Origin of the sequence: Gillisia sp. Hel_I_29 (assembly GCF_000744275.1) — a bacterium.
Lineage (GTDB): Bacteria > Bacteroidota > Bacteroidia > Flavobacteriales > Flavobacteriaceae > Gillisia.
This window is the reverse complement of the sequence record NZ_JQLP01000001.1, coordinates 82,821-100,635: the sequence shown is the minus strand read 5'-3', so window position 1 is coordinate 100,635 and position 17,815 is coordinate 82,821. Positions and strand designations below refer to the sequence as shown.

Sequence of the window (17,815 nt, the reverse complement as noted above, 5' to 3'; positions counted from 1 at the left end):
ATTAGCAAAATGTTGTACCTATGTTGTACCTGACATTTTTTTCGACATTTTTTTAAATGGAAAAAGCCGAAGATTTCTCTTCGGCTTTTGTACGGGCGGGGAGACTCGAACTCCCACACCTCGCGGCATCAGATCCTAAGTCTGACGTGTCTACCAATTCCACCACGCCCGCATTTTAATATTTTAACACTTTATATTTCGCTATGTCCTAAGTCTAGCGTGTCTACCAATTCCACCACGCCCGCATTACCATTTTATAACACTTAGGACTCGTTATAAAACTTACTTACCTTGATAAGCGGCTGCAAATATACATAAATGTTTCAATATTCAAATACTTCTTAAAAAAAAATTCAATTTATTATCTTTACCTAAATTCAAAACGTTGTAGATGAAAGATGTAAAAAGTTATGTGGAAGAAAATAAAGATAGATTTATTCAGGAACTGATTGATCTTCTGAAGATTCCATCAATAAGTGCAGATCCGGCCTATAAGAAAGATGTCTTAAATACAGCCGATGCTGTAAAGAAAAGTCTTGAAGAGGCCGGATGTGATAAAGTTGAAATTTGTGAAACTCCCGGTTATCCAATTGTTTACGGAGAGAAAATTATAGATAAAAATTTACCAACGGTGCTGGTTTATGGACATTACGACGTGCAACCGCCAGATCCTATAAATTTATGGGAAAGTCCACCATTTGAGCCTGTTATAAAGAAAACTAAGATCCATCCGGAAGGTGCCATCTTTGCTCGTGGAGCTTGTGATGATAAGGGGCAGATGTATATGCATGTGAAAGCTTTGGAGTATATGACCAAGAATGATGCTTTACCATGTAACGTAAAGTTCATGATAGAAGGAGAAGAAGAAGTTGGAAGTGAGAGTTTAGGTTGGTTTATTTCTAAGAATAAGGAAAAGCTTTCTAATGATGTGATCTTGATCTCAGATACCGGAATGATCGCTAAAGATGTGCCTTCTATTACTACCGGTCTTCGCGGATTGAGCTATATGGAAGTGGAAGTTACAGGGCCAAACCGCGATCTACATAGTGGATTGTATGGAGGAGCTGTAGCAAACCCAATTAATGTGTTGGCTAAAATGATAGCTTCTCTTCAGGATGAAAACAATCATATTACCATTCCTGGTTTTTATGATAAAGTGGAAGAGTTAAGCAAAGAAGAAAGAGATAAAATGGCAGAAGCGCCTTTTGATCTTGAAGAGTATAAAGAAAAGCTAGATATAGACGATGTATATGGCGAAAAAGGCTATTCTACCTTAGAACGTGCTTCCATAAGACCAACGTTAGATGTGAATGGAATTTGGGGTGGTTACACTGGCGAAGGAGCTAAAACAGTACTTCCAGGAAAAGCTTTTGCTAAGATCTCTATGAGATTGGTACCAGATCAAGACTGGAAAGAGATAAGCGAATTATTTAAAAACCACTTTGAATCTATAGCGCCTAAAGGAGTGCGAGTTAAAGTGAACGCTCATCACGGTGGGCAAGCGTATGTAACTCCAATTGATACTATGGAATATCAGGCAGCTAACGATGCTTATAAAGAAGCTTTTGGAAAAGATCCAATTCCGCAACGCAGTGGTGGAAGTATTCCAATCGTAGCTTTATTTGAAAAAGAACTTCAAAGCAAAACTATCTTAATGGGATTTGGGTTGGACACCGATGCGATTCATTCGCCAAATGAACATTTTGGAGTTTGGAATTACTTAAAAGGAATTCAGACTATTCCTTTATTCTTCCAACATTTCACAAAATTAAGTAAGAAATAATCCGAAAATAGAATAAGCAAAAAGCCGATCCAGTTTACTGCATCGGCTTTTTTTATGATATAGATTCTACGTTATAATTTCTTTACATATTTAGTGATGATCACAATTTGTTGCCCATCAACTTTCCCTTCAATATATTCTTCATTTTCATGATCTAAAGAGATACGTCTTACGGCAGTTCCTTGTTTTGCAACCATGCTGCTACCTTTAACTTTAAGATCTTTAATAAGCACTACATTATCTCCGGCTTCTAAAATTACGCCATTGCTATCTCTATGTACTATGCTTTTCGCGGAAGGATCTGCAGCAATAGAAGATTTAGCCCATTCCTTCACTTCATCTTCCATATACATCATGTCTAAAAGATCTTGAGGCCATCCTAAAGATTTTAATCTAGTAAGCATTCTCCAAGATATTACCTGCACCGCCGGAACTGGACTCCACATACTGTCATTCAAACATCTCCAATGATTGGCATCTACTTTCTCCGGATCTTCAATTTGTTCTTTACAAGTTCCACAGATCAAAATGCTATTCTCAGCATCTTTAGGGGAATCTGGTATTTCATAAACTTCTAAATTGTCTGAAGCGGTACATAATTCACATTGTGATCCACTTCTTTGAAATAACTCTTGTTCCAGGCTCATTGTATTTGTTTTAGAAGGCAAAGATACATTTTTGAGACAAAGCATAAATTGCTTAATTCTGAAAAATAATTTGCTCTATGTTTGTAGAATTAAATATTTATTCTACATTTGTAGAGTTAAGTGTAATTAATTCTATCTCATGCAATTATCTAAAGCTGAAGAGCAACTTATGCAAATTCTATGGAAACAGGAAAAGGCCTTGATGAAAGATCTTATAGATGCTTATGAAGAACCTAAACCTGCAACAACCACTATTGCTACTCTTTTAAAAAGAATGCAGGATAAGAATTTTGTAGACTATAAACAGTTGGGAAGATCTAGAGAATATTTTCCACTGGTAAAGAAGAAAGATTATTTTTCTAAGCAAGTAAACGGACTTATAAAGAATTTTTTTAATGATTCTGCCTCTCAATTTGCTTCTTTCTTTACCAAGGAGACCAATCTTTCTAAAGAAGAATTGGAAGATCTTAAAAGCATTATAGATTCTGAAATCGAAAAGAAATAGCTCATGGAAATATTCTTTCTAAAATCGGCGGCTTGTTTAAGTATTTTCTATGTGTTCTATAAGGTCTTATTGGAAAATGCAAGCATGCATACTTTTAAAAGAATTTATCTTTTGTGTGCACTGGTCTTATCAGCAGTAATTCCATTCATCACATTTTATGAATATGTGCAAGTAGAACAAGCAGCAGGTTTAGTGGAGAATTCTACGGCAATAATTACCACTTTCACCACAAGTTCTGTTGAAAGTTTTAATTGGACTCAACTTTTATGGGGTGTATATTTTCTTGGAGTTGCTTTCTTCGGAATAAAATTCATCAAGAATCTTATCAGTATCAATTTTAGGATACTTCGAAACCCAAAAGTAAAAGCAAACGGACTCATCAATGTTTTACTGAAGTTCAGCGTAGAGCCACATACTTTTTTCAGTTATATATTTCTAAATAAAAGAAGGTTCGAAAATAATGATATTCCCAACGAAGTATTGCTACATGAAAAAGCCCATTCAGAACAATATCACAGTTTGGATATTCTATTCATCGAGTTTTTACAGGTTCTGGTTTGGTTTAATCCGATCATTTATCTTATAAAACATGCTATAAAGCTTAACCATGAATTTCTTGCAGATCGAGCAGTGATCCAACAAGGGATAGCGCGTTCAAATTATCAAAAAATTCTATTGGCATTTTCATCACCCGAACATTTTTCGGAGCCAAAAGGGTATCAATTGGCAAGTGCCATTAATTATTCATCAATCAAAAAACGATTTACAGTTATGAAAACACACACATCAAAACGAAGTATGTTGCTCAAAAGCTTATTGCTATTGCCATTGCTGGCACTTATGTTATTTAGTTTTACTACCAAAAAAGTAGTGTCCATAGATACAGTGGTGAACAGCGATCGGGTTAATCAAGATCCACAGAATTACATTTTAGAGCAGGAGAAAGCAACCGCCAAAATGGTGAAGGAATACAATAAATTGGCTAAGAAGTATAATGCTTTAGCTAAAGAAGAGCGAACGATCTCTAGAGATGGACTTAAGAGAATGGTTTATATTTTTGATAGAATGACGAAGGAACAACGAGCACAATCTGAAAAATTTCCAGAGATCATCGTTCCTAAAAATGCTCCAGCTCCGCCAAGACCAACTCAAGGAGATAATCTTCAGAATATAGTTCCGCCACCGCCACCTCCTGCACCACCACATCCAGAAAGGGTTTCTTTAGATAAGCAACGAGAAATGGAGCGTGAAGTTAGAATTGAAGAACGTAAGATGAGAAGTGCGGAAGATGAAATTAGAACAGAAGAACGCACGATGAGAGCTACTGAACGAGAAATGGAGCGTCAGGAAAGAGAAATGGAAAGACATGAGCGTGAACTGGAAAGGGCAAATAAAGATGAAGAAAGAATGCAGCAAGAAATGCAAAGGCATGAGGTAGAAATGAAGAGAGCAGAGCGTGAAATGAAACGTATGGAAATGGAAATGCAGAAAGAAGGTACACCTTTGCCACCACCGCCACCACCAGAGCCAACAGTACATTTTAAGCAATTAGCTAAAGAAGGCGGAGTCTTTTATTTTGAAGGAAAAAAGATAGCCTTAGATGAAGCTATAAAATTGGTTAAAAGTGGAGGTAATATAAATATTGATGTTTCACAACAAGGAACTGAGCCACCAATTATTAAGATCAAGAAATATTAAAAGCTCTAATTAGATCAATAGAAAACCTCATTTCTTACCGATTTGAGGTTTTTTATATTTTCAAGTTTTCTGATAAAAGCTTCAATTTCCAAACACTCGAGTTGCTAAGTTGCTAAAAACTTTTTTAGCATTTTCAGGATCACGGGGAACTTCTTCTACCTTCAGTTCACCTGCTTTTCCTTTTAACTTATAACTAAAGACAAATTTTGGATCTGCAGCATTTATGTTATAAGCTCCAAAACGAAGATCATTAAAATATAAAGTTTCATCTCTTTTGGCAATAGTATACCAGCCTTGTGAAATAGCGATTATTCTATTAAGATCTTTTTCATCTTTAAAATCATTTACCAAATCATGATTCTTGGGAATACGTTTAAATTCTATAGGCTTGGTATCTAAAATTGAATAATCTGCAAGAAGATAAGCATCTTCAACTTCTACATTGGCAGACCACATAATGGTATTAAATGGACTTGGTCTGGTTTGAATCTGGTTATAAGAAATATCTTGCTCCTCTAAAGCACTTTCAAATTTGAAATATGTGTACGCTTTTAAACCGATGGTGCAAATCATATAAATGCTACTAATAATTAATCCTAAGTTGTTATACTTCCTTCTTTGTAAAGATCCTTTTTTAGCTCTGAAGGCCAATATCAAGAAGATCAAGAATGGCAAGGTGTAAAGCGGATCTATAACAAAGATATTCTTGTAAGCTAACCTAAGATCTAATGGCCAGAAAAGTTGCGTGCCCCAAGTGGTATGGGCATCTAAAAGCGGATGCGTTATTAAGCCCCAAAACATCAACCATGACCAATCTTTCCAATGTACGTCAGCTTTCTTTTCAATTTTTGAAATGAGCCAACCAAATATTGGAGCAAAAAGGATTGAAAACAAGATAGAATGTGAAAAACCTCTGTGAATTTCAATGGCAGTTAAAGTATCTGTAAATAATGGAGCAAAGGAATCTAAGTCTGGAATGGTCCCTGCTATTGCGCCATATAACATCGCTTTATTTCCAACCTTTTTTCCTAACACCGCTTCTCCAATTGCAGCGCCTAATACTATTTGAGTTAAAGAATCCATAGTTTATATTTTGCTGAAAATAGATTTAAAAGCGACAAAGCCAAACCCTGTAAAAAGCATTAGATGAAATACGATCAATCCAAAATCTTGAAGAACAAAAGCGCTATAAATTCCGAAGCCAAAATACAACCAAAGCGCAGCCTCAATAAAAGTGCTTAAGGAAAGACTATTGGTTAGATATTTATTCGCTTTCCAGGAATCTTTAATATTATTCACATTGAATTTTGGGGTTCTTATGAACTCACTTTTCTTTCCAAAATGACCTTCCAAAACGGCAAGTGAATTATGAACTGAAAATCCCATAGCGATCGAGAAGAACGTAATGAACATCCCAATAAATCTGAAGAAATTTTTGAATGAGCTTCCGTGTATCTTCATATAAGTGACTAAATAGCAAACAAAAAATATCAAGGTGCTGATTGCGAAAAAAGCAATGACATTAAAATACCAGCTAAATTGAGGGTTGGAATTTTTAATGTATAACACAGGAATGCTTAAAACCGCTAATAAGATCACCAGCAAGAACATACTTGAGTTGAGCAAATGGAAAAATCCGTGAAATTTAGTGCCTGCACTTAAATTTTTATCATGTAGGAGTTTGCCATAATTCTTCTGAAAGTTTTCAGCTGCTCCCTTGTTCCATCTAAATTGTTGAGATTTCGCTGCACTAATTGCAATAGGTAATTCTGCAGGAGTTTCTACATCTTCCAGATATTTGAATTTCCAATTCTTTAACTGAGCTCGATAACTAAGGTCAAGATCTTCAGTTAACGTATCTCCGCTCCAGTTTCCGGCATCCATGATACACACTTTTCTCCAGATTCCGGCCGTTCCATTAAAATTGATAAAATGCTTTCCAAAATTTCTCCCGGTTTGTTCCAGAATGAAATGAAAATCGAGTGCAAAGGCCTGAATTTTGGTTAAAAGAGAATAATTTCTATTGATATGTCCCCAACGAGTTTGAACAACACCCACATTTGGATTTTTAAAATATGGCACCGTTTGTAACAACCAATCGGGTTGAGGTAAGAAGTCTGAATCAAAAATGGCGATAAATTCTCCTTTTGCGATCTTCAAACCTTCTTTAAGAGCTCCGGCTTTATAACCGGTTCTATCAAGTCTTTGAATATGTTGGATGTCGAGTCCTGATTTTTGTAAATCCAAGATCTTATCGGCTATCATCTTTACCGACTCATCTGTAGAATCATCCAAGACCTGAATTTCTAATTTGTCTTTAGGATATTCAATTTTTGAAATATTATCTAAAAGCCGTTCCATGACGTACAGCTCATTATATACAGGAAGTTGAATGGTAACTTTTGGAATCTGTTCGGCTATGGAAAGATCGAATTTTAAAGAAGTATCTGGTTGTTTTTTAGATCTTAGATAATTAACAAGAAGACTTAACTGAGAAAAACTATAGAGCAAGATCAGCAATAAGGCAATGGTGTAGATGATGATGATCGCAAACTCCATTATTTAATACTGTATTTAAAAATCCAACCTAATATTTTCACACCTGCAAAGATAGCACCTTTCACAGTTCCCGAAACTTTTGACACTCCTATTCGGTTTTTATAATGCACAGGAACTTCTATATACGAGAATTTTTGTCTGATGGCTTTTAACTGCATTTCTACCGTCCAGCCATAGGTTTTATCCTGCATGTTAAGCTGAAGTAGTTTTTCATATTTTATGGCTCTAAAAGGACCAAGATCGGTGAAATTTGCATTGAAGAACAATTTCATCAATGTCGTAGCTAATTTATTTCCGAAACGTTGAGGGAACGTCATAGAACCCGGTTCGCGCAGAGCACTTACTCTTGCACCTATAACCATATCTATATTATCATTAATAATAGGGGCGATGATCTTATCCATTTCTGAAGGAAAATCGCTGTAATCTCCATCCAGAAAAACAATGATATCCGGCTTAAATTCTTGGTTTGAAATATAATCCATGCCTTTTAAACAGGCATAGCCATAACCTTTTCTGCTTTCTTTAAGTACCGTAGCACCGGCTTGAGCAGCATTTTCTTCGGTCTTGTCTGTAGAATTATTGCTGACTACTATAATTTCATCAACAAAATCCGGAATTTCAGCAATTACTTTTGCAATAGAATCTGCTTCGTTATAAGCGGGAATAATAACTTTAATGATCTCAGGCATTCAGAAAAATAGATTTGTCTTGAGGCATTTTGCGCAAAAGCTCATGTTGAGTACGCAAAATAAAGGCTTTACTTACAATTTATCTGCTTTTCTGATTTAATAAATCCATTAAATCTACATCATTTCCTAAAAGAACTTCTTCAGAATTTATTCTTCCGTCTAAAGATCCATTTTCTAATTTAAGGACTCCTCTTGGGCAAACTGCAGCGCAAATTCCGCAGCCAACACAACTGGCTCTAACAATGTTTTCTCCTTTTTGAGCATACGCACGAACGTCTATTCCCATTTCACAATACGTAGAACAATTTCCACAGGAAATGCACTGTCCGCCATTTGTAGTAATTCTAAATTTTGAGAATAAACGTTGTTGCAATCCTAGAATTGCTGCCATAGGGCAACCAAATCTGCACCAAACTCTATTTCCAAAAATAGGGTAGAAGCCTGTACCAATAACTCCGCTAAAAATAGCTCCAATTAAAAAACCGTAGGCCTGACGCAGCGATTCCGCATTAAATAAGAAAAGAGTAGTGCCACCAGCGTAATGAAATCCTATTAAAGAGAGAACTATCACTAAATAGCCAATGGCCCCAATTCTTGCATCTTTTGCTAATTCTTCTTTTTTAAAGAACCAAATCCCAGCAAAAAGCAAGGTTAAGAGTATACCAACTCCTATTAAAAAAGTATCTCTTGTTAACCAATATTTAGAAGCATCGTCCCCTAAATAAGAATAGATAACAGCGGTGGTCATAACAACTACAAATACTAATACACTATGCACAACCCAACGTTCTACTTTCCATGCAAACTGACTTTTATCTGATAACTGTCTATAAGAATCCCCGGCTGTTTCGGCTAAACCTCCACAACCACATACCCAGCTACAATACCAGCGTTTTCCGTATTTGTAGGTGAGAATTGGAGTAATCACAAAAATAGAAACAATCCCAAATAACAATAAAGCCAAGCCAATATCTCCGGCAGAAATAAAATCGTCTACTCTGTATTGTTCAAAATTATAATAATTAAGTGGCCAGATATTTTTCAGATCATAATAAGGAAGGCTAAACGTATCACTATTCAATCTTGCCATAAATTCCGGAATTAGGAAAGCGAAGGCTGTTTGAAAAAAGATGACTGAAATGGTTCTTAGTTTTTCATATCTATTATGGCGATATTTCCAGATGAATTTTATTCCAAAGGCAGCAATAGCAATAGTGTACAGCGTTCCGTAAACAAACCATTGGCTAGCCGGATTTCCGCTTAATGCTTTACTCAGCGGATCGAAAAGCGCAATTAAACCCGTGTTATCACCATCTTGAACCAATCCTATAAATTGAGGAAAGAAATATAATACAATATAAAATCCTGTTAGAGAAATTCCTGCAAGCCAAGCCAAATATCCCCTGCTAGACATAGACTTAAACCAAACTCCGTCATTCTTTATACCGGGATGTGTATCTGAATATGCAGCTTTTGCAAACCAAACAATTCCTGCAAATATGGAAGCCAGAGAAATACTAAGCCACAACGTTTTATTAGGAAAATTGATATTGAAAGCAGCTAACAACAAAATAATAAGACCACTCATTCCTAAAAAAGTAGCGAGCTTTTGCTGTGTATTAATAGACTTTGGTGGTTCGCCGGTGAGCGCCATATTAGGGTGAATAGAACTCATAGTTATGCTGTTGTAAGTTGATTTTTAAATGCTGAAAAGATCTCTTTTTCGTGTGTTTTGTAAAACTCAGGATCAAAATTGGCTTCTTTTAAATGAGAAAGCACATAATCTATGCTTCGTTCTTCATTTAACCACCGATCTATCACTTCGTGTCTTAATCTAATTCCGTAGATGTTTATACCTAAAAATTTATTGGAAGTTTTATCAAATGAAATAGTAAGAAATTTCGTTTCATCTTCATGTTTCCAATTAAGATGTTGCTCATTTTCTTTAGGTTTACTCCACACCCAACCATAGGTTTGATATTCTATATCGAAGAATTTCGCACTATTAAACCAATTTCCGGGTTTGTAGGGGGTTTTGTTTCCTGTTAAAGTTTGTGCCAAGGTCTCACCCATCATTCTACCGGTATACCAAACGGCTTCAATTGGTTTTCTCTCACCAATATTTTTACGCTGCTGCACGCAATCTCCAATAGCATATACATCTGTAATGTTTGTTTGAAGATATTCATCTACCAGAATTCCTTTATCTACTTCAAGAGAAGTATTCTTTAAAAACCCAATATTTGGGTGTACACCTGCACAAAGTCCTACTAACTCGCATGCTATTTCTTCTCCATTTTTGGTCAAGATACCTTTTACTCGTCCGTCTTCATCTGAGAGGATCTTATCTAATTCTTCTTCATGTCTTAGGTCTACGCCGTGTGAAATAATATGTTTGGATATTAAATGTGCATCGTGATAGGGCAACACACTTCCCCAAAATGCCTTTTCTCGAACTAGAAATGTAACATCGATTTTTCTTGTTCTAAGCATTTCAGCCATTTCAACACCAATCAACCCACCACCAATAAGTACTGCTTTTTTACAATTAACAGAATTCTTCTCCAGCAATTCCAGATCTTGTTTGGTTACTAGGCCTTGAACTCCTTCCAGCTCTTCGCCTTCCCAACCAAATTTATTCGGTAAAGAGCCAGTAGCTATTATTAGCTTATCATATTTCATTTCTTGCCCAACAGAAAAGTGCAGTGTTTTTTGCTCAAAATCTATCTTTTCTACCCAAGCTTTTTTTAGCTCAATTCGGTTCTTTTCCCAAAACCAATCTTCGTAAGGTTTTAGGTGATTCCACTTCATATGGCCCATATAGACATACATGAGAGCAGTTCTAGAAAAGAAAAAATCTGATTCTCCAGAAATAACGGTGATCTTTTTATCAGAATTTTTTCGAATATGCCTTGCAGCCGTAATTCCTGAAATTCCGTTGCCTATTATGACAATGTGCTCCATATATTTCCTAATTTTAAGAAGTGTTAAGAATGGCTTTTAAAAAAGCATGAGTCGTACTGCTTGGTATACCTTTCAAAGCTATTAAGGTAAAGTACGCAGAAATATGCTATAATTACAAAGGTTTCCTCCATTTTTGTGCTTTGTTTTAGGCTAAAATCTTTTGAATAGAATTAATATGAAGGTCAGTAATTTCAAATCTCAATTTCAGATTATTTCAGCAATGTTCTTTCTTGTGCTGCTCAGTTCTTGTGAAGCTCAGAATACTTCAGAAAAAATAAATGGGATTAGCTTAGTGGCTTCCAGAGAGAAAATTTCAGCAAATGATATTCAGCCAATAAAAAAGGTTAATGCTAATACGGTTGCCTTGATGCCTTTTGGTTTTATGGAAAGCTTGAACATTCCTAAATTGTATTTTAATCTGGAAAGACAATGGTGGGGCGAGCGCGAAGAAGGAATAAAAGAAACTATCGAACTTATGCGTAAAGATAGTCTGGAAGTAATGCTAAAGCCTCAGATCTGGATCAGGAATGGCGAATTTACCGGGGATGTAAAAATGAATTCTGAAGCAGATTGGGTAAGTTTTGAAGAGCAATATGAAGAATTTATCCTCTTGTATGCAAAAATTGCTGAAAGTGAAAAGGTGGAGATCTTGTGTATTGGTACAGAGTTGTATGAATTTGTAAATGCAAGACCAGATTTTTGGAATAAGCTGATCGCCGACCTTCGCAAGGTATATTCCGGAAAACTTACCTATGCCGAGAATTGGGATAAGATGGATAAAGTTGAGTTCTGGGCAGCACTAGATTATGTTGGAGTGGATGCCTATTTTCCTTTAAATGTAGAAAGATCTCCAAAAATTGAGGAGCTGCGTAAAGGTTGGAAGCCTTATAAAAATTCTTTAAAGATTATTTCTGAAACTTCTGGAAAACCTATTCTTTTTACGGAATATGGTTATAGAAATATAGATTTTGCAGCTAAAACTCCTTGGGATTCTTCCAGAGAATTAAAAGATACCAACAACAAATTACAAGCAGATGCTTTAGAAGCTTTGTATCAAGAATTTTGGCAGGAAGAGTGGTTTGCAGGCGGATTTTTATGGAAGTGGCATCACAATCATGCTGTAGCCGGGGGAGATAAAGACACTCAATTTACACCTCAAAATAAACCGGCAGAACAGGTGGTTAAAAATTATTACGGCAGAGTTTTTACAAACTAAGTTTGGTTTTATAATAAGTATGTAGTTCATCTGGAGAAGCACCTCGATACTTTTTCCAATAGATCTGTAGAAACACATATTGCAATTTCCAAACCCCATATTCTTCATAACGGCGAGCAGAAGTAGTTAACCATTTTTTGATGACTACAAATTGATTTTTCTCATAAAGCCTTCTTATGATGTCGTTGTCTTCATACACTATAAAAGACTCGTTAAAACCACCAATATTTTTGAATAAATTCCTTTCTACAAACAGGGATTGATCTCCACCGCGACAAGCTTTATGATTAAATTTAGTGAAATAACCCATCAAGTTAAGCCACCAGTGATTCTTGTCAAATTTCATACAAAAACAACCTGCTAAATTGCCTTGTTCTATTTGCTCTACAATTTCAAGATCAAAATTATATGGAGGAAAACTATCGGCGTGAAGAAAATAAAGCGTCTTACCCTTTGCAATAGCAGCTCCTGCATTCATTTGTTTCGCTCTTCCTTTATTAGAACTTATAAAAATCACATCTTCCTGATCTGATAATAATGCAGCAGTATTATCTGTACTTCCGCCATCTACCACGATAATTTCAGAAACATAGATAGATGAAGAGCTTCTTAAGTGCTCTAACAGATGAAGGATGTTGGCCTCTTCATTAAAAACAGGAATAATTATGCTGATCATGATTATTTCTGTTCGTTAAGATTCCAATTGTAGTCTTTATAGTTAAGGGTTGCAGTATCGCTAATTTTAGTTTCAGCGAATTTATTGATGTAATCTATCACTGTTTGATCACTATCTCTAAAATCTTTTTTATACCAGTCGAAAATTGAAGAAACCTTTGGTGAATTTTCAGAAAGATCATTTTTATCAGAATTGATGAATTGCTTAGTAGCTTTGTCCAACTGCTCATTGATCTTCGCAGCAGTATAAGCTTCATTCATCAACTTTGGACAAGAGATAGAAGCGCAATTAATGGCAAAATGAATTCTTGGTTCATTCATTTTTCTCAGGATACTATTTTCAATTCCGCCTAAAGAAATTTGAACATTCCCAATTTTCACCATGTCTTTGGTCCAAGCACCTTTAATGTCTTTAATACTTTTCACAGGATAATTTTCAAGTATCAACTTAACAGTGTTGGCGTTATAAGTGTTTATATAATACGCCAACTGTTCTTGCACCGACCATTTATCTGAAGGTTGGTGATTAGATAACATGGTAATATAAGAATCCAGCGCTGTTCTGTCTGCCTGGAACCCTTTATAATCTACCAAACCATCACTATTCACATGCTTTTTAAGCAGTTTGTCCCAAGCGCTATGATCTACATTTACTTCAGAATTTGCCGTGGTAGAAACGATCTCTTCGGAAGCCTCTTTGTTAGACAAACCTTTGTCATTAAGACCTGCAGCCGATAATAACGTACAGGAATTAAGCACTAAAAGGCTAATTCCGGTAAAAAGTAACGGGCGAATGAATGTAATTTTTTTCATAATTCAAGTGTTAGCAGATCAAAATTGGGTGGTTAATCCAGTTATATTTTTTTGATCAATTCTTTAAAAAGGGTGATCATTTGCGGTTCTGCTTTTTCTGCCATTGCAATGATCTCTGCTATATCTACGGGTTTTAGGTCATCAGGGTTTCCTTCATCTGTAATTACTGAAATTGCAGACACCGGAATTTTTAGATGATTTGCCACAATTACCTCAGGTACAGTACTCATACCCACTGCATCTGCACCAATTATTTTTAAATATCTGTACTCTGCTCTTGTTTCCAATTGCGGCCCTAATACCGACGCATACACTCCTTTATGAAGGATAATATTGTGTTCTTTTGCTGTGTTTTCAAGGGTTTCATTCATAACTGCATCATAAGGCTGGCTCATATCTACAAAGCGTTCCCCCAATTGTTCAACCCCATGAAATGCTAAGGGAGAACCTCCTTGAAGATTTATATGATCTTCAATAAGCATTAATTCTCCTTTTTTATAATCTAAGTTGATAGAACCTGAAGCATTAGAAACCAACAGTTTTGAAATACCAAGTTCCTTCATCACTCGTACTGGGTAAGTTACATCTTGCAGGCTGTATCCTTCATATAAATGAAACCTTCCTTGCATTACCACTACTTTCTTGCCTTCCAGCTTTCCGAAGATCAATTTTCCTTTATGAAATTCTACAGTAGCAGTAGGAAAATGAGGAATATCTTTATAGCTAACCTCCGCTAAAATTTCGATTTCATCTATAAATTGACCCAGCCCTGTTCCTAATATTATTCCAATTTCCGGAGCGTCAAATCCGCGGGAGATAAGGTGATCTGTAGATTCTTTAATTTCTTGTATCATATTATTTCTTCAGGAATTTTTGAAAAATCGCTACATCTTGAATATCTTCTAAATAATCAACATCGTTACGAGGTTCCAATAATTTTACATTTTTATATTTAAGATCTTTTAAAGTGTCTTGAAGCACAGAATCTGTACCCCAATTTTTGTTTTTAAAGACTTGTGAAGTTAAGAAATTCATTCCTAATAAATAATACCCACCATCTTCTGCAGGACCAACAACGGCATCATATTCTTGCAGATCTACAATAGCCTCTTCAATATCTTGCTTATTAAGATCATAAAGATCGCTTCCAATTATTATAATATTTTGATATCCGGCTTTAAAACCTTGCTCAAAAGCATACTGCATGCGTTCTCCCAAGTCTTCTCCCTGCTGAAGCTTCTTACTAAAAATAGTATTATCCCAAAGATCATTTTCTCTGATTTTTACAGAATAATGTACCTCTTTTTCTACGGATAGATCTTTGGTAACATTTACGGTATGTTCAATTAGAAATTTATAGATCTCCAGAGCGGTTTCATCTCCAACATCTTTGGCAAGTCTTGTTTTTACTTTGCCAAGTTCCGGGTTTCTGGTAAATATTAAGAGTAGGTTTTTAGAAGTTGATTTCAAAATAAATGATTTGTGATTAATATACCTTTTCTCCTTTTTTCAGCCATTTAGACCAATGCTTAGAGAAAGTATGCACTTTTTCGGTTTCTTTTTCATGAGTATCATAAACAGCAAACCCGCTATTCTTCCACTCAAAAATACCACCGTATAAATTCTTTACATTTTGATATCCGGCATTTTCTAATTTCTCAGAAATATTTTCAGACCGAATACCAACAGAACAATATACCACGATTGGAATAGATTTGTTGCTGAACAGTTGTGAAATCTTTTCTGCGGAAAAATCATCATAACCCACAAATTGAGCATTTTTAATATGACTCACTTCATATTCTTCCTTTTCTCGAGCATCAAAGATCAAGATAGAATCTTTGTCAAATTTCAACATTCTTAATTCTTCTACAGAAATATAAGGAACACTATTGGTGTTATATTTAGCTAAAAGCGCTTCCATAGAACTCTGAGCTTTCATTTGAAAGCTTGTAATGATAAGAACTACTATAAAAATTGATCTTTTTAAAGTCATAATTAGTTGTTTCTATAGATACTTACGTGAAAATTTAGAACTGCGATGTTAGAGTTTTCTGAAATTCGATCTCAATTCCTTGCAATTCACTTTCCGCTTTTGGTAAGATCTCGGTATTATCCCAAATTCCGGTAAGTATGGTATTTGCGTATTCCTGTGGCAAACCATTTTTCAACATCAATTCATTGGCAAGTTCATGCTCATAATTAAACGAATGATGAGATAGCATTGGCGATGCATTTTCATCTAAAATAGCATACCAAACTCTGGGAGTTCCATCATTAGCCGGCATCCCAATAACTCCCGGGTTAATCCAAAGTTTATCTCCGATCTTTTCATTAAAAGGAAGTCCGCAATGCCCAGCAATTATAATATCAGAATTGGTCTCTTCAAAGACGTTGCTTTTTACTTGTTTGGGAGTCGATTTAAAAATGAATTCTGAAATATTGGAATAAGAACCGTGCACTACCGTCACTTTTTTATCAGCATAAGTGAAACTTAGATTTCTTGGAATTGCTCTTACAAACTCAATAGAATCTTTTTCCAAATGTGCTTTTGCAAACGGATACCAAAGTTGTGAGAAATTATCGCATCTGGAACCTTCTCTAAAATCGCAACCACAATCGTCTTTGTCTTCAGCCAATTGAACCTCCACATTTCCTGCGATAGCTCTGGCTCCCCAATCTTTAAATAGCTGAATGGTTTGCTGAGGTTGGGCGCAATACCCTATAATATCTCCCGTGCAAATACAGTTATCAGAAGGAATTCCTTCCGACTTAGCAATAGAGATCAACTTTTCTAAAGCCTGTAAATTGCTATAAACTCCTCCAAATAAAAGAAGTTTGCCGTTTAGAGTTCCAATATTTTCTATTTCTGAATCCATTTAGGAAGTAAATATAAGATTATGCAAGTGATAATTCCCCAAACGTTGATCCAAAGTAGGTCTGCATATGGGCCTTCAGTTAATATCAAAGCTTTCGGGAAAATATTAAAAACGAGTAAAAATCCGAAGACCAATCCGCCAACTACACTAAGGTAAAAACTGCTTTGAGGTACCTTGACCTTCCAGAACATAAAAACCGGAGTCAGCCCAATAACCATAGTTCCGGAAATGGTAGTTGCAGAAAGGATTTCAGCATCTAAGAAAACAGGAATGGTTCCCGCGATTGCTAATACTACCATGGCAATTCTTCCAAATTTGATGCTTCTCCCAAATTTAAGATCGATAGCAATAAGTTTAGAAAATGATGAAAATGTGGAGTCCAACGTTGATGCAGCAGAAGTGATCATAATAAAGTTGATCACTAAAAGAATAATTACTCCAAAGGCTTTTCCAACTTCTACCGCCGCTTGCCCTTGCATTCCTTCTTTTTGCGCATAAACCCCAATAATACTAAAGAGTACGATACAAATTCCACCAAAGACACTCGCTAAAAGAAAACTTTTCAAGGTTGTTTTTGGACTGCTTATAAAACCTCTGTCGGTTAGTACCGGATCATGAAAAGGATAACTAAAAGATTGAATTACGGCGGCAAAAAGCAAATTTAAGCCGGTTGCCATGGTCCAACTTCCGGAGGTTGCCACTTCTTTAACGCTTATTTCTCCAATACTAAAAATGTTCCAAAGAATGATACAAAGCAAAACGGCAAAGAATCCCATTTGTATCACATCTGTAAAAATGGAACTGCTTAAACCACCTTTTAAAGCATAAGCCAACGTCAAAATTGTAAAGACGATGATCGCCCAATAAAATCCGCTACTGCCCTGATCTCCAAAATAAGTACCTATGACCATGGTATTAGACCAAACTTCATTAAAAAGCCTAATGCTTATCAAGATCGAGAATAAGGCGACAGCTCCTCTTCCAAATTTTGAAACTAAGAATTGGTGAATACTTTTAAATCCTCCTTTTACTCGCATTGCGTAGATCACTATCCCCGCAATTGCGAAGGAAAGGTAATAGCCGGCATAGGCGAGACCCCCTACGATCCCGAATTCCAAGCCGAGATTTGCTGCATTGGTAATGCTTTTTGCGAAGATCCAAGAGATTATTAAGCTACCGGTAAGCATTCCTGTATTAGGCGCTTTGTTTTTAAAAGTAGCTTTAAAAAATTCTCTTGCATTTCTTGCTCTCGGTGAAATTATAAAAAGCGCAATACTGGAAAATAGGAGTAACCACCACTGCCAGTAGATAGGTTCAATTTTATAAACTTCAATAAAAAGTGTCATGTGATTATTATTAATAAACCAAGATAGAAATTGAATTC

At 35.7% G+C, this 17,815-nt stretch carries 17 protein-coding genes and 1 tRNA gene; 4 read left to right on the top strand and 14 right to left on the bottom strand.

Annotated features, from left to right (window positions below):
• Positions 1 to 90: 90 nt before the first annotated feature.
• Positions 91 to 172, bottom strand: a tRNA-Leu gene (locus P163_RS00395).
• A 219-nt stretch (positions 173 to 391) separates the two neighbouring features.
• On the opposite strand from P163_RS00395, the gene P163_RS00390 reads away from it, so the two are divergent.
• Positions 392 to 1,783 carry a dipeptidase gene (locus P163_RS00390; protein ID WP_034886768.1) on the top strand — a complete coding sequence of 464 codons (1,392 nt, stop codon included), beginning with the start codon at positions 392 to 394 and terminating at the stop codon, positions 1,781 to 1,783.
• A gap of 71 nt (positions 1,784 to 1,854) precedes the next feature.
• Here the strand turns inward: P163_RS00390 and P163_RS00385 are convergent, their stop codons facing one another.
• Positions 1,855 to 2,430, bottom strand: coding sequence for a PhnA domain-containing protein (locus P163_RS00385; RefSeq protein ID WP_034887699.1), 576 nt, complete (start codon positions 2,428 to 2,430; stop codon positions 1,855 to 1,857).
• Positions 2,431 to 2,569: 139 nt separating this feature from the next.
• On the opposite strand from P163_RS00385, the gene P163_RS00380 reads away from it, so the two are divergent.
• Together P163_RS00380 and P163_RS17695 are read left to right on the top strand one after the other, a co-directional pair.
• Positions 2,570 to 2,935: a BlaI/MecI/CopY family transcriptional regulator gene (locus P163_RS00380; RefSeq protein WP_034886766.1), complete on the top strand. Its 366-nt coding sequence runs from the start codon at positions 2,570 to 2,572 to the stop codon at positions 2,933 to 2,935.
• Between the two features lie 3 nt (positions 2,936 to 2,938).
• A complete protein-coding gene (locus P163_RS17695) occupies positions 2,939 to 4,633 on the top strand; it encodes a M56 family metallopeptidase (RefSeq protein ID WP_051931019.1) in 1,695 nt (564 codons plus the stop codon).
• A gap of 81 nt (positions 4,634 to 4,714) precedes the next feature.
• On the opposite strand, the gene P163_RS00370 is transcribed toward P163_RS17695, so the two are convergent.
• The 5 genes from P163_RS00370 to P163_RS00350 form a co-directional block, all read right to left on the bottom strand.
• On the bottom strand, positions 4,715 to 5,716 hold the full coding sequence (locus tag P163_RS00370) for a metal-dependent hydrolase (RefSeq protein WP_034886761.1): 1,002 nt from the start codon (positions 5,714 to 5,716) through the stop codon (positions 4,715 to 4,717).
• Between the two features lie 3 nt (positions 5,717 to 5,719).
• The gene (locus tag P163_RS00365; protein ID WP_034886760.1) at positions 5,720 to 7,192 is read right to left on the bottom strand and encodes a cellulose synthase family protein; all 1,473 of its coding nucleotides are present in this window, start codon (positions 7,190 to 7,192) and stop codon (positions 5,720 to 5,722) included.
• A complete protein-coding gene (locus P163_RS00360) occupies positions 7,192 to 7,884 on the bottom strand; it encodes a glycosyltransferase family 2 protein (protein ID WP_034886759.1) in 693 nt (230 codons plus the stop codon). Before P163_RS00360 ends, P163_RS00365 begins: the two co-directional genes overlap by 1 nt.
• A gap of 79 nt (positions 7,885 to 7,963) precedes the next feature.
• Positions 7,964 to 9,559, bottom strand: a complete 1,596-nt coding sequence (locus tag P163_RS00355) for a 4Fe-4S binding protein (protein WP_034886757.1) — start codon at positions 9,557 to 9,559, stop codon at positions 7,964 to 7,966.
• A 2-nt stretch (positions 9,560 to 9,561) separates the two neighbouring features.
• Positions 9,562 to 10,848 carry an NAD(P)/FAD-dependent oxidoreductase gene (locus tag P163_RS00350; protein WP_034886756.1) on the bottom strand — a complete coding sequence of 429 codons (1,287 nt, stop codon included), beginning with the start codon at positions 10,846 to 10,848 and terminating at the stop codon, positions 9,562 to 9,564.
• A gap of 175 nt (positions 10,849 to 11,023) precedes the next feature.
• Between P163_RS00350 and P163_RS00345 the strand changes: the two genes are divergently transcribed.
• A complete protein-coding gene (locus P163_RS00345) occupies positions 11,024 to 12,064 on the top strand; it encodes a glycoside hydrolase family 113 (RefSeq protein ID WP_231556132.1) in 1,041 nt (346 codons plus the stop codon).
• Here P163_RS00345 and P163_RS00340 read toward each other — a convergent pair.
• Genes P163_RS00340 through P163_RS00310 form a run of 7 tightly spaced genes read right to left on the bottom strand, consistent with a single transcriptional unit; the run spans position 12,054 to position 17,777 of the window.
• Positions 12,054 to 12,740 (bottom strand): TIGR04283 family arsenosugar biosynthesis glycosyltransferase, encoded by a 687-nt coding sequence (locus tag P163_RS00340; RefSeq protein ID WP_034886754.1) that lies wholly within the window; start codon positions 12,738 to 12,740, stop codon positions 12,054 to 12,056. The genes P163_RS00345 and P163_RS00340 overlap by 11 nt on opposite strands.
• A gap of 2 nt (positions 12,741 to 12,742) precedes the next feature.
• A complete protein-coding gene (locus tag P163_RS00335) occupies positions 12,743 to 13,552 on the bottom strand; it encodes a DUF547 domain-containing protein (RefSeq protein WP_034886752.1) in 810 nt (269 codons plus the stop codon).
• Between the two features lie 41 nt (positions 13,553 to 13,593).
• Positions 13,594 to 14,406, bottom strand: a complete 813-nt coding sequence (locus tag P163_RS00330) for a purine-nucleoside phosphorylase (RefSeq protein ID WP_034886751.1) — start codon at positions 14,404 to 14,406, stop codon at positions 13,594 to 13,596.
• Between the two features lies 1 nt (position 14,407).
• A complete protein-coding gene (locus P163_RS00325; RefSeq protein ID WP_034886750.1) occupies positions 14,408 to 15,022 on the bottom strand; it encodes a TIGR04282 family arsenosugar biosynthesis glycosyltransferase in 615 nt (204 codons plus the stop codon).
• A 16-nt stretch (positions 15,023 to 15,038) separates the two neighbouring features.
• Entirely contained in the window at positions 15,039 to 15,548 is a 510-nt protein-coding gene (locus P163_RS00320) for a rhodanese-like domain-containing protein (RefSeq protein WP_034886749.1), read from the bottom strand.
• Between the two features lie 34 nt (positions 15,549 to 15,582).
• Complete coding sequence (locus tag P163_RS00315; RefSeq protein WP_034886748.1) at positions 15,583 to 16,431, bottom strand: metallophosphoesterase family protein; 849 nt, start codon at positions 16,429 to 16,431, stop codon at positions 15,583 to 15,585.
• A complete protein-coding gene (locus P163_RS00310) occupies positions 16,416 to 17,777 on the bottom strand; it encodes a sodium:solute symporter (RefSeq protein WP_051931017.1) in 1,362 nt (453 codons plus the stop codon). The genes P163_RS00315 and P163_RS00310 overlap by 16 nt, the downstream gene beginning before the upstream one ends.
• Positions 17,778 to 17,815: the final 38 nt, after the last annotated feature.

What these genes read in the sequence shown, in the direction of transcription:
- P163_RS00390 (WP_034886768.1), top strand. Translation starts at nt 392, where the DNA reads ATGAAAGATGTAAAAAGTTATGTGGAAGAAAATAAAGATAGATTTATT.
- P163_RS00385 (WP_034887699.1), bottom strand. Translation starts at nt 2,430, where the DNA reads ATGAGCCTGGAACAAGAGTTATTTCAAAGAAGTGGATCACAATGTGAA.
- P163_RS00380 (WP_034886766.1), top strand. Translation starts at nt 2,570, where the DNA reads ATGCAATTATCTAAAGCTGAAGAGCAACTTATGCAAATTCTATGGAAA.
- P163_RS17695 (WP_051931019.1), top strand. Translation starts at nt 2,939, where the DNA reads ATGGAAATATTCTTTCTAAAATCGGCGGCTTGTTTAAGTATTTTCTAT.
- P163_RS00370 (WP_034886761.1), bottom strand. Translation starts at nt 5,716, where the DNA reads ATGGATTCTTTAACTCAAATAGTATTAGGCGCTGCAATTGGAGAAGCG.
- P163_RS00365 (WP_034886760.1), bottom strand. Translation starts at nt 7,192, where the DNA reads ATGGAGTTTGCGATCATCATCATCTACACCATTGCCTTATTGCTGATC.
- P163_RS00360 (WP_034886759.1), bottom strand. Translation starts at nt 7,884, where the DNA reads ATGCCTGAGATCATTAAAGTTATTATTCCCGCTTATAACGAAGCAGAT.
- P163_RS00355 (WP_034886757.1), bottom strand. Translation starts at nt 9,559, where the DNA reads ATGAGTTCTATTCACCCTAATATGGCGCTCACCGGCGAACCACCAAAG.
- P163_RS00350 (WP_034886756.1), bottom strand. Translation starts at nt 10,848, where the DNA reads ATGGAGCACATTGTCATAATAGGCAACGGAATTTCAGGAATTACGGCT.
- P163_RS00345 (WP_231556132.1), top strand. Translation starts at nt 11,024, where the DNA reads ATGAAGGTCAGTAATTTCAAATCTCAATTTCAGATTATTTCAGCAATG.
- P163_RS00340 (WP_034886754.1), bottom strand. Translation starts at nt 12,740, where the DNA reads ATGATCAGCATAATTATTCCTGTTTTTAATGAAGAGGCCAACATCCTT.
- P163_RS00335 (WP_034886752.1), bottom strand. Translation starts at nt 13,552, where the DNA reads ATGAAAAAAATTACATTCATTCGCCCGTTACTTTTTACCGGAATTAGC.
- P163_RS00330 (WP_034886751.1), bottom strand. Translation starts at nt 14,406, where the DNA reads ATGATACAAGAAATTAAAGAATCTACAGATCACCTTATCTCCCGCGGA.
- P163_RS00320 (WP_034886749.1), bottom strand. Translation starts at nt 15,548, where the DNA reads ATGACTTTAAAAAGATCAATTTTTATAGTAGTTCTTATCATTACAAGC.
- P163_RS00315 (WP_034886748.1), bottom strand. Translation starts at nt 16,431, where the DNA reads ATGGATTCAGAAATAGAAAATATTGGAACTCTAAACGGCAAACTTCTT.
- P163_RS00310 (WP_051931017.1), bottom strand. Translation starts at nt 17,777, where the DNA reads ATGACACTTTTTATTGAAGTTTATAAAATTGAACCTATCTACTGGCAG.